This is a genomic window from Rahnella sp. AN3-3W3 (assembly GCF_003263545.1).
Classification (GTDB): Bacteria; Pseudomonadota; Gammaproteobacteria; order Enterobacterales; family Enterobacteriaceae; genus Rahnella; species Rahnella variigena.
In genome coordinates, this window is record NZ_JYDG01000015.1 from 1 (window position 1) to 11,812 (window position 11,812).

9 protein-coding genes are annotated in these 11,812 nt (G+C 52.3%); 6 read left to right on the forward strand and 3 right to left on the reverse strand.

What is annotated here, in order from left to right; translation table 11 throughout:
- Nucleotides 1–46: 46 nt before the first annotated feature.
- On the reverse strand, nt 47–853 hold the full coding sequence (locus UC15_RS06960; RefSeq protein WP_112287758.1) for a 5'-nucleotidase, lipoprotein e(P4) family: 807 nt from the start codon (nt 851–853) through the stop codon (nt 47–49).
- Between the two features lie 209 nt (nt 854–1,062).
- Nucleotides 1,063–2,172 (reverse strand): porin, encoded by a 1,110-nt coding sequence (locus UC15_RS06965; RefSeq protein WP_112287759.1) that lies wholly within the window; start codon nt 2,170–2,172, stop codon nt 1,063–1,065.
- Nucleotides 2,173–2,494: 322 nt separating this feature from the next.
- Here UC15_RS06965 and dinG point away from each other — a divergent pair, with 322 nt between their 5' ends.
- The 4 genes from dinG (at nt 2,495) to UC15_RS06985 (ending at nt 8,212) form a co-directional block, all read left to right on the forward strand.
- Nucleotides 2,495–4,669 carry an ATP-dependent DNA helicase DinG gene (dinG, locus tag UC15_RS06970; RefSeq protein WP_112287760.1) on the forward strand — a complete coding sequence of 725 codons (2,175 nt, stop codon included), beginning with the start codon at nt 2,495–2,497 and terminating at the stop codon, nt 4,667–4,669.
- A 44-nt stretch (nt 4,670–4,713) separates the two neighbouring features.
- A complete protein-coding gene (ybiB, locus tag UC15_RS06975; protein WP_112287761.1) occupies nt 4,714–5,676 on the forward strand; it encodes a DNA-binding protein YbiB in 963 nt (320 codons plus the stop codon).
- 219 nt (nt 5,677–5,895) lie between these two features.
- Nucleotides 5,896–6,237: a zinc ribbon domain-containing protein YjdM gene (locus tag UC15_RS06980; RefSeq protein WP_112287762.1), complete on the forward strand. Its 342-nt coding sequence runs from the start codon at nt 5,896–5,898 to the stop codon at nt 6,235–6,237.
- Between the two features lie 112 nt (nt 6,238–6,349).
- On the forward strand, nt 6,350–8,212 hold the full coding sequence (locus UC15_RS06985; RefSeq protein WP_112287763.1) for a M3 family metallopeptidase: 1,863 nt from the start codon (nt 6,350–6,352) through the stop codon (nt 8,210–8,212).
- 88 nt (nt 8,213–8,300) lie between these two features.
- Here the strand turns inward: UC15_RS06985 and UC15_RS06990 are convergent, their stop codons facing one another.
- On the reverse strand, nt 8,301–8,930 hold the full coding sequence (locus tag UC15_RS06990; RefSeq protein WP_112287764.1) for a flavin reductase family protein: 630 nt from the start codon (nt 8,928–8,930) through the stop codon (nt 8,301–8,303).
- Nucleotides 8,931–9,136: 206 nt separating this feature from the next.
- Here UC15_RS06990 and rlmF point away from each other — a divergent pair, with 206 nt between their 5' ends.
- Both rlmF and UC15_RS07005 read left to right on the forward strand, forming a co-directional pair.
- Complete coding sequence (rlmF, locus tag UC15_RS06995; protein WP_112287765.1) at nt 9,137–10,105, forward strand: 23S rRNA (adenine(1618)-N(6))-methyltransferase RlmF; 969 nt, start codon at nt 9,137–9,139, stop codon at nt 10,103–10,105.
- 344 nt (nt 10,106–10,449) lie between these two features.
- Nucleotides 10,450–11,760 carry a PAS domain-containing methyl-accepting chemotaxis protein gene (locus tag UC15_RS07005; RefSeq protein WP_112287767.1) on the forward strand — a complete coding sequence of 437 codons (1,311 nt, stop codon included), beginning with the start codon at nt 10,450–10,452 and terminating at the stop codon, nt 11,758–11,760.
- Nucleotides 11,761–11,812: the final 52 nt, after the last annotated feature.

The following is an 11,812-nucleotide window of genomic DNA, read 5'->3' on the forward strand; positions in this document are numbered from 1 at the left end:
CTCCCAACCTCCCCCTTCGCAGGGGGAGGAGCATACCGCAACGGGCTTACTTCCCGCTCCACGCCTTCAGATTCTGCTCCCGCGCATTCAATTTCTGCTCAGGTGTCAGCTTGTTGTAATCCTTCGCCAGACCACTTTCCCAGTCGCCGTAAAGCGGATTTGGCAGCACGATGTATTGCGTGCCGAAGTGCTGATGGTTCTGATTCACAAAGGCACGGCGTTGTTCATTACCCTGATGATAGGTCGCAGAACCAAAATCATTCAGGTTGTCGCCGATGTAAATCACCACGTGATAACCCGCGGCTTTAATCGAGTCGAAACGCGCTTGTTTGTTGGACGTGTCTGAACTTAACAGCATGGTTTTTTCATTCGCGCCGGTAAAGCCCAGGCGGTTCATGTTGTCGAGCGTCGCGGCGTATTCGCTGGTTTTACGGTTAGACACGTAGAACATCGTGCCGCCATGTGTGTTGACGTAGTTAGCAAACTCCACAGCGCCGGGCACGGCGGTAGCCTGACGCGCTGCTGTCCACTGGGACCAGGTTTTGCTGTCGAATGGCTTATTCGCTTTCACCTGCCACGCACTGTACGCGCTGTTATCGAGCATCGTTTCGTCGAGGTCGACGACGACGGCTTTCTTCTGTCCGGCCAGCGGCTGGGCGTTATCAAACGCCATTTTCGCCGTGTTAAAGGCCTGATACGCCAGCGCCTGATACTCACCGGATTGCTGGAACCAGTTCAGCGCCATCACCGACTGATCGTTCAGTTTCTGTTGGGCGTCCGTTTTTTGCTGCGCGCAGCCGCTGAGGGCCAGCATGATTAAAGCACTGGTGGTGCAAAGCGAAATTTTATTCATGGGTTATCCCTGCTTGTTAAGAAAGATTCGCATTCATCAAAATCGTTAAAACTGTAGCAGATTCAGCGGGGTGTGGAAGCCTAAATGGCGATTTACGCGAGGTGTGCCGAAAAATAACACAAATAAAAAAGGCCGGAGGGTGAGTCCGGCCGAAGAATGTCAAGACAGAGAATAATGAGGTGGTAAAGCGCCTGTTTTAGAACTAATTATCAGAACTGATAGACCAGACCAACGGCGGTAATGTCGTCGTTGTTCAGAGCCAGTTTATTATCGTCGGATAGCTGGTTGATTTTATAATCAACATAGGCAGACATGTTTTTGTTGAAATAATAGGTTGCTGCTACGTCAACATATTTAACCAGGTCGGCATCACCGATGTTTTCAATATCTTTTGCTTTAGTCTGGACATAACCCAGTGAAGGGCGCAGGCCATTTTCAAACTGATATTGTGCAACGGCTTCGAAGGTCTGGGTTTTATTTGCAAAACCACTTCCTGCCGGTGCGCCTGCAATTCCACCTGGTACGGTAATGGCCAGCATATTACGGGTTTCAGCATACATGGCGGCTAAATAAACGCCATTGTCATCATATTTCATGCCGCCAGTCCATGCCTCAGCTTTATCGCCTTTGCCGTAAGCGGAATTACTCTGCGCCGTGGTGCGGTCAGAAGACGCATACGCGCCGCCGAAGCTCACGCCGGTATCACCCAGTGCGTAAGTGGTAGACAGTGAATAACCGTCACCGTTGGCTGTGCTGCTGCCGCGACCGTCGTTTTCATTTTTACCCTGGTACTGAACGGCTACGTTCAGACCGTCAACCAGGCCGAAGAAGCCGCGGTTACGGTACGTGGCGACGCCATTGGTACGGCCCGTCATGAAGCGGTCAGCTTTGGTGTAACCGTCACCGCCGAATTCAGGGAACATATCGGTCCAGGCTTCAACGTCGTACAGTGCGCCGTAGTTACGTCCATAGTCGACGGAGCCGTATTGACCAAATTTCAGACCGGCAAAGCCCAGACGGGTTTTGGTGCCGGTGGTGCTTGGCGTTTTGCTGTCAGATTCAGCATGGTTAGCCATGACGTTGTATTCCCACTGGCCGTAGCCGGTGATCAGGTCATTGATTTGGGTCTGGCCTTTAAAACCGAAACGCACGTAACTCTGGTCGCCATCACTGCCGGGAGCATCAGAGAAATAATGCAGACCTTTCACTTTTCCGTACAGGTCCAGTTTATTGCCGTCTTTATTATAAACTTCCGCTGCGTGTGCGCCTGATGCAATCAATAAACCAGGAATTAAAAGTGCCAGAATATTACGTTTCATGAATTTTACCCTGCATTCTTTATTAAAAGCTTTTCATAAAAGCTTTATATGAAGTCTTGTGGAAAGACGCTAATCATCATTTTTGCTGTGCATTCCGTATGGACTCGGATTTTTCTCAGCGAGAGTTTTTTACCGTATATTTGTGATCAATTTATGACAGTCAGAAATGAACTTTTTCTTTTTTTACACGTCCTCCTTTTTTTCTGCATAAATTTACACCACAGGAAATGCCCTTAACCAAGATTTCGGGCTGCGCCAGAAGCCGGTCTGTGGGACAATAGCCGGGACATTCCTGTCTCACTTCCAACAAAAAAAGAGATGCATGGCGCTTTCCCCCGCAGTAAAAAATCAGATAAGCCAGTGGTACAAAGCCCTGCAACAGCAAATCCCGGATTTCATTTCCCGCGCTCCGCAACGTCAGATGATTGCAGAAGTGGCGAAGGCGTTCTCGGGGGATTCTGCACGGCATCTGGCCATCGAAGCGCCGACTGGCGTCGGGAAAACGTTGTCTTATCTCATCCCCGGCATTGCTGTCAGTCGTGAAGAAGAAAAACCGCTGATTGTCAGCACGGCAAACGTGGCGTTGCAGGATCAGATTTTCAGCAAAGATTTACCGCTGCTGAAAAAAATCATTCCGGATCTGAAATTTACCGGCGCTTTTGGTCGCGGGCGTTACGTGTGTCCGCGAAATCTGGCGGCGATGAGCAATGAAAATGCGCAGGGCGATCTGGGATTATTTCTTGGTGATGAACTGGCACCTTCCAGCGGCGAAGAACAGAAACTGTGTAAAACGCTGGAAACCGCGCTGTCACGCTACGAGTGGGATGGTTTACGCGATCACTACCAGAAGACTATCGACGATCCGCTGTGGATCAAAATCAGCACAGATAAAGCCAACTGCCTCAGCCGTAACTGTCATTACTTTCGCGAATGCCCGTATTTTGTGGCGCGCAAAGAAATTGAAAGCGCAGATGTAGTAGTGACCAACCACGCGCTGGTGATGGCGGCACTGGAATCCGAATCCGTGCTGCCACCGGCAAAAGACCTGCTGCTGGTGCTCGACGAAGGGCATCATCTGCCGGAAGTGGCCCGCGACGCGCTGGAAGTCGACGCGGAAATCACCGCGATGTGGAATAACCTGCAACTCGATAATTTTGTCCGCCAGATTGAACAATGTCTGGCGCTGTTTACGCCGAAGAATCCGCCGCCGCTGACCAATGCCGAGCGTCTGCATAATCACTGCGCCGAAATGCGCGAACTGCTGCTGTCGATTGAACAGACCGTGGGACAGTATTTACCCCCGGATGAGCCGGAAGCCGAATACCGTTTCGAACTGGGATTATTACCGCCGGAGCTGACAGAGCAGTGCAGCCGCCTGTTTAAACTCACCGATGGTCTGCGCAGTCTGGCGGAATACATGGTGAATGACCTCAGCGAGAAGACCGGCAAACACGACATTATGCGTCTGCATCGCGCGATTTTGCACATGAGCCGGATGCAGGGCTATCTCGAAACCATGAGCAAACTGTGGCGGCTGGCGGCGCTGGATAAAGCGTCCAATGCGCCGATTGGCAAATGGGTGACGCGGACTTATTTCGATAACCAGACGCATCTGGTCTTCCATTGCGCGGGGATACGCGTCAGCGAGCAGCTGGAAAAAATGCTGTGGCGCAAAGTGCCGCACGTGGTGATTACCTCTGCGACGTTGCGCTCGCTGAACAGTTTCTCCCGCTTGCAGGAAATGACCGGCCTGACGGAAAAAGCCGGCGACCTTTTCGTCAGTCTGGATTCGCCGTTCAGCCATGTCACGCAGGGTAAACTGGTGATCCCGCAAATGACGCTGGAGCCGCTGATGGCTAACGAAGCTGCGCATTTGCAGGAGATGGCCGATTTCTTCCGCGCCGAACTGGCAAAAGGGCAGCACACCGGTCAGCTGGTGTTGTTCGCCAGTAACCGTGCGTTGCAGCAATTCGTTTCTTTGCTGCCGGATTTACGCCTGATGCTGCTGGTGCAGGGTGATCAGCCCCGTTACCGGCTGGTCGAGGAGCACCGCAAGCGCGTCGCCGCGGGTACGACCAGCGTGCTGATCGGCCTGCAATCTTTCGCGGAAGGGCTGGATCTGAAAGGTGAATTGCTGACGCAGGTGCACATCCATAAAATTGCGTTTCCGCCGATCGACAGCCCGGTGATCCTGACCGAAGGCGAGTGGCTGAAAACGCTGAAGCGCTATCCGTTTGAAGTGCAGAGTTTACCCAGTGCGTCTTTCAACCTGATCCAGCAGGTCGGGCGTCTGATCCGCAGCCATGAATGCACTGGCGAAATCGTGATTTATGACAAGCGTCTGCTGACCAAAAGCTACGGTTCGCGCCTGCTCGCGGCATTACCGGTGTTTCCCATTGAACAGCGCGAAATGCCTGCGCCCGGTTCGGTGAAACGCCCTGATATCCTGAAAACAGCGAAGAAAGATCCGGTTCGCCGTCGCGCCCGCCGGCGGTAATTTTTCCTCAAGAAAAGTCATTACACAGAGAAGGTAACGCTACGATGGATTACACCAAACTCATCAAAGAAGTGGGGCGTGGAAAAAATCATGCCCGTGATTTGGATCGTGAGCAGTCGCTTGCGTTGTACCGCGAAATTCTGGCCGGTGAAGTGCCGGATTTACAGCTGGGTGCGTTGCTGATTGCGTTTCGTATCAAAGGCGAAGCGGAAGAAGAGATGCTCGGGTTTTATGCCGCGATGGAAGAGCGCGTGATGCGTCTGCAGGCACCGGAAAATCGTCCGCTGCCGGTGGTCATTCCGACCTACAACGGCGCGCGTAAGCAGGCGAATCTGACGCCGTTGCTGGCGATGCTGCTCAGCCGTCTGGGTTTGCCGGTGGTAGTGCATGGCGTGGATGAAGATCCTACCCGTATCACCAGCGCGGAGATTTTCCGCGCATCAGGTATCGACGCTGCTCAAAACCAGCAACAGGCGCAGCAGCAGCTTGATGCCGGAAACGGCCCGGTCTTTGTGCCGGTTTCGGTCATGTGCGCGCCGATCGAAAAGCAACTGGCACTGCGCTGGCAGATGGGCGTGCGTAACAGCAGCCATACGCTGGCGAAACTCATCACACCTTTCATCGGGCAGGATGCGTTGCGTTTATCCAGCGTTTCTCATCCCGAATATATTCAGCGTGTCTCCTCATTTTTCCGCCAGATTGATGGCCGTGCATTGCTGACGCAAGGGACGGAAGGGGAGGTTTATGCCAATCCGTCACGTTTCCCGCAAACGCACTTTATCGCCGGTGGTGAACTGAGTGTGCTGGCAGAAAAAGAAGAGATTTTTGCCGCCGATGTGCCGTCGACCAAAGACGTCGACGCCACCGTGAACTACATTCAGGAATGCCTGAAGGGCGAACGCGCTGTCCCGCAGGCGATTCTGAATCAGCTGGCATGTTGTCTGGTGGCCGCAGAAGTGTGTGGCGATATGGCTGAGGCCAAAATGATTGTGGATCAGATTTTCTGATTACGTTCTGGCGAACTCGATCGCCCCCTCACCTGCGAAGGTGAGGGGTTATAAAACATCCCTTATTACTCTATAAATCCTGCGTTTAGGCTCGTCTCATCTCCGCAAAATCTCCCTTACCCTGTTCAAATGTGTGGTTAAAGGCTAAAATAAAGGAACTACGGAATCTATTTACTGATTTCATTCGTTTTTTTTATAAAGTTTTATGGAGATTTAAATATGGAAACGTTGCCAGCTTGCCCTACGTGTCAGTCCGAATTCACCTGGCAGGACGGTGAAATGCTTAACTGTCCTGAATGTGGACATGTCTGGTCAATGAGCGGTGAAAACAGCGCAGAAGATGACGTGCTGAAAGTGGTCGATGCCAACGGTAACCTGCTGGCGGATGGCGATTCTGTCACCGTAATCAAAGACCTGAAAGTGAAAGGCAGTTCTTCGATGCTGAAAATCGGGACCAAAGTGAAGGGTATCCGTCTGGTTGAAGGCGATCACAATATCGACTGCAAAATTGACGGTTTTGGACAGATGAAACTCAAATCTGAGTTCGTGAAGAAAAACTGATTTCCGCACAATCCTGCCTGACATTCAAAAGCGGTTTTGCCATATCGACATAACCGCTTTGCGAACATACACTCAATGTAAAATCTCTTTAACATTCAGCAGAGAAGATTACATGAAACAGGCTCAGGACTATTTTAACGCCCTCAATCGCGATTACCTCAACGTGCATCAGAACAAAGAAAACGTGTTCTGGCAAAACTACATGGGCACCGGTGATGAAAATGTCTCCGACGCTTTCTCCGCTGCCGAAACTGCTTACAAACGCTTTATCGCTGAACCTTCCCGTCCGCAGGAAATTCGTGACGCCATCGCCAGTCTGGAAAAACACAGTGCCAGCGACGAGCGTGATGCGCTGCTCCACGGTCTGCGCGGCTGGCTGAATTTCTTCGACTGTAATGTGATTGAAGATCCCAAAGCCCAGGCGCTGATGGATGAAATCATTCAGGCCGAATCCGTATTGTTTGGTAAGCGTAAGCAGTACCGCATGACCCACATCAACAGCAAAGGCGAGCGCGTCAGTGCCTCTCTCGGCGAACTCCTGACTAATCAGGCCAATAACGAAAATGAAGCCTACCGCCGCAGTTCCCAGAATGCGTTGCGCGATCTGGAAGACTGGCTGCTGCACAACGGCTTGCCTGAACTGATCGGCCTGCGTAACCGTTTTGCCCGCCAGCTCGGTTACCGTAACTATTTCGACTATAAAGTGAATAAAACCGAACGCATGTCGCCGGAACAGTTATTCGCTATCCTCGACCGGTTCGAAGAACGCACCCGCGAAAGCAATACGCGCAGCCTCAATGAACTGGTAGCGCGCGAAGGCGATGCTGCACTGCTGCCGTGGAATATCCGCTTCGCCAGCGCCGGTGACGTCACCCGTCAGCTCGATCCTTACTTCCCGTTTGCCGATTCCCTGCGCCGCTGGATTGACAGCTTCAAGCGCCTGAATATCGGTTTTAATGGCGCAGAAATGCAGCTCGATTTGCTGGTCCGTGAAGGCAAATACGAGAACGGATTTATGCACGGGCCGGTGCCGCCGTTCTATGACAACGGCAAATGGGTGCCTGCGGTGATTAACTTCACCAGTCTGGCAAAACCGGATCAGATTGGCAGCGGCGCGACTGGCCTGAATACCTTGTTCCATGAAGGAGGACATGCGGCGCATTTCGCCAATATCCGCCAGAACGCACCGTGCTTCTCACAGGAATTCCCGCCGACGTCGATGGCGTATGCTGAAACGCAGTCCATGTTCTGCGACAGCCTCCTCGATGACGCTGACTGGCTGAAACGTTACGCGAAAAATACCGCCGGTGAGCCGGTGCCGGACGAACTGATCCGCGCCAGTATTGAAGCCCGTCAGCCGATGCGTTCGTTTAATGAGCGCCACATTTTGCTTGTGCCGTATTTCGAGTGGCAGCTTTATCAGTGGCCGGATGAAAAACGCACGCCGGAAGCCATGACTGCGCTGGCGCGTGATGTTGAAACGCATATTCTTGGTGTGACCGGCAGTCCGCGTCCGACGCTGGCAATCCCGCATCTGCTTTCCATGGAATCCGCCTGTTCTTATCAGGGCTATCTGCTGGCGATGATGGCCGTTGAACAGACCCGCGCCTTCTTCCTGAAACGCGATGGCTACCTGACCGACAATCCGGCCATCGGCCCGGATCTGGCGAAGCATTACTGGACGCCGGGTAACAGCGTCAGCCACGACGATACCTTGCGCAGCCTGACCGGCGAGGGGTTCAATCCCGATTATTTGGCGCAGGCCTGTAATCAGACGGTAGATACAGCGTGGCAGGATGCGCGGCAGACCATTGAACTGGCATCAAAACGTGAGCAGCCCGCAGCCGATTTCGACCTGAATGTGCACATCCGCGTGGTGGATGGTGCCCGAATTTTAGCTGACAGCGCCGACGGTGATGACGCGATGTGCCAGGATTTTGCGGATTTCGTCGAGCAGAATTACAACCATAAATAGCTACGTTACAAAATAATCCCCTTAATGAAAAAGCCACCGGCGGTGTAAATCGCACGGTGGCTTTTTTTTTTACAGTGAAGATCAGAACTTAGCGGGCGTCCGGGCGTATCAGGTCAAAGCGTAAATCTTCAGAAATGCCGTAGTAGGCGGAAGGGCCTCCGGCGCGTAATACCGGTTCGGCCAACGAGGTTTGATAAATCCCGTCAATCAGCAGATGTGGCGCAATATGTACGGCAACCACTTCACCCAGCACCAGCCAGGTATCGATATCGCCACCCGCCGCCGTTTTCAGCTGAATACACTGCGTCAGTTTGCACTCAAAGTTCACCGGGCTTTCCAGCACGCGATCCGCGGCAACCCGTGTTCCCGCTTGCGGCGTCAGACCGGCGAAATCAAACTCATCTGCACCGTGTTCCAGCGAGGCCGAACTTTCATTCATTTTCACCGCCAGCGGTCGGGTGGTGAGATTCCAGACGAATTCACCGGTTTCCACGATATTCGCCACGCTGTCTTTCCAGCCGCTGCTGGCAAAACCAATGATCGGCGGACGGTAATTGAAACAGTTGAAGAAACTGTAAGGCGCCAGATTGCGCTGTCCGGCGGCATTGCGGGAGGAAATCCAGCCTATCGGACGCGGACCGACAATAGCGTTTAACGGGTCATGGGGCAGGCCGTGGCCTTTGGCTGGTTCGTAATAGTAGCGATCATCAGTACTCATGATTTTCCTCAGCAAATAATTCATAAAGACTATGATTTGTACATTACCCGATTTAATCAGACGCTGACCGTTTTTATGTGCCCGCGTCAGCCCGGATGCATCCGGCAGGCGGCGGCGCTTTGTGGTATCTTGTGCGCCATTGATGAATATCTAACGCCCCATCGCATATTTTATGCGTCGCGCACACCTCTCGGAGAGTCACTCAGGTGGAAAAAAAGAAAGTCTTCCCTCAGGAAAAAAGCGGTCTTCACCCGCGAAATCGTCATCGCAGCCGCTATGATTTCCCGGCCCTGATTGCCAGCAGCCCGGAACTGGCACCGTTTGTTGTCGAAAATAAATGGGGCGATTTGTCCGTTGATTTCGCCAACGCTCAGGCAGTTAAAGCCCTGAACCGTGCCTTGCTGCGCGATTGCTATCAGATTGAAAACTGGGATATTCCTGCCGATTATCTGTGCCCGCCAATTCCGGGGCGTGCGGATTATATTCACCATCTGGCTGATTTACTGGCAGGCAGCAACAATGGCAAGATCCCGCAGGGCAAAGACATTTCCGTGCTGGATATCGGTGTTGGCGCGAACTGTATTTATCCGATTATCGGTCTGCGTGAATATGGCTGGCGCTTTACCGCCAGTGAGATTGATGCGGTTTCTATGGCTGCGGCCAAGAAAATTGTCGCGACCAATCCGCTGCTAACCAATCAGGTGCGTTTCCGTTTACAGGCTAAACCGCAGCGTATTCTCGACACCATTATCCGCCACGATGAGCGTTATGACGCAGTGCTGTGTAATCCGCCATTCCATGCGTCGGCGGCAGATGCGGCGTCTGGCAGTCAGCGTAAACGTCAGAACCTCGGTCTGGATCGTCGTGCCGGTACCGCAGAACTGAACTTTGGCGGCCAGCACAACGAATTATGGTGTGAAGGCGGTGAAGAAGCGTTTGTGGTTCGCATGGCCGAAGAGAGCGCCGGTAAAGCGCAGAACTGTTTCTGGTACACGGTGCTGGTTTCTAAAAAAACGACATTGCCGTTACTGTATGATGCGCTGAGTGAAGAGGGTGCGACGGATGTCCGCACTGTCGAAATGGTTCACGGTAACAAGATCAGCCGTTTCGTGGCCTGGACATTCCTGACGCCTTCACAGCAAAAAAGCTGGGCAATCAAACGCTGGTCAGTTTGATCACGATGTGAACTGCCCTGATTTCAGCCTGTTCATCTGACGGTGAACAGGCTGTAAAAAATACTCCCGCGTCCCCCTTTCTTTTTCAGTGGAATAAATTATGCTTAATTCACTATAAGAAAGTTGATTAATTAACAGAGTAATGATTTTGCGCGTGACTTTATTTTTCACCGCGTAATGTTTTGACTGCCCGAGCAACCTTCCTGCCACTCACCCAGGGGCCAGACTATTTTTCGCTATTGATTAGTGACCTTACTAATAATACGCGGGAATTAGCACGTGTTTATTTCAATTAATTGCGTTCACGCATTAATTCACGTTATCAGCCACAGGGTGTCTGTCCTATGCAATTATTTTCTCATCAGTTTAGTACGGCATGGCGTGATAAATTCGCTGCTATTCAGCAGGCAGTTCCGATGATCGCTTTCACGCCAGAAGGCGTGGTGCTTGAGGTCAACGATCGGTTTCTGAGCAGCATGGGGTACAACAGGAATGAGGTGATGGGGCAGCCACACCGGATTTTCTGTACGCCGGAGTTTGTTGCCAGCGATGCGTATCGTTTGCACTGGGAAGCATTGCGGCAGGGAAAGTCGGTCAGCGGAAATATTAAACGCGTCCAGAAAAACGGAAGCTTAATCTGGCTGGAAGCAACGTACATACCTGTCAAAAATAAACAAGGCAAAGTCACTGAGATAATTAAAATTGCCAGTGATGTCTCGGAAAGAATTAATGAATCTCACGAACACCAGGGAATTCTTCAGGCGCTGGAACGTTCAATGGCGCTGATTACCTTTACCCCAGACGGTCATGTAATTTCTGCAAACAATAACTTCCTGAAAGTCATGGGTTATTCTCTGCAACAAATTAAAGGTCATCCCCATTCGATGTTTTGTCTTGCGCAATACCGCGATTCGCACGATTACCGTAATCACTGGCAACGTCTCAGAAACGGCGAGTTTATTCTCGGGCGCTTCGAGCGTATGAATGGCCGGGGTCAGGCAATCTGGCTGGAGGCGAGTTATAACCCGGTGATCGACGACGACGGCAAAGTGATAAAAATTGTCAAAATCGCCCAGGACATTACCAGTCAGATGGCACAGCAGCGCCAGCAGGAAAGCATGATGACGCATGTGCATGAGCTTTCCCTGACCACGGATAAAACGGCGGCTGAAGGTGTGACCATCGTGCAGAAAGCGGTGGAAGATATGCAGGAAGTGGAAGCGCTGGCGCGCCGTACTTCAGAGATTATCGGGCAACTGGGGCAGACCTCCGAACGCATTGGCGAAATGGTGGATACCATCCGCCGCATTTCATCCCAGACCAATCTGCTGGCCATCAACGCGACGATTGAAGCGGCCCACGCCGGAGAACAGGGCAGGGGATTCGCCGTGGTCGCCGGAGAAGTCCGCTCACTGGCCGATCAGTCCCGCAAGGCCGCTGTCGAAATTGACCAGCTTACGCAAAGCATCCGCGATGGCGTGATGGCGGCGATTGATGGCATGGGGAATTGCGTCAACCGCGCCGGTGGTGGCGTGGCACTGAGCCGCAATGCGGGTGATGTGATCAATCAGGTGAACCTGGGGATGCAGGATCTGGTGCGGATGATGGCGGAGTTTTCCGTTATCACCGGGGAGCAGGGGCAGACGAGGCATTAGTTGTCATTTTTGCTCCCTCCCCTGCGAAGGGGAGGGTTGGGGTGGGGTATTA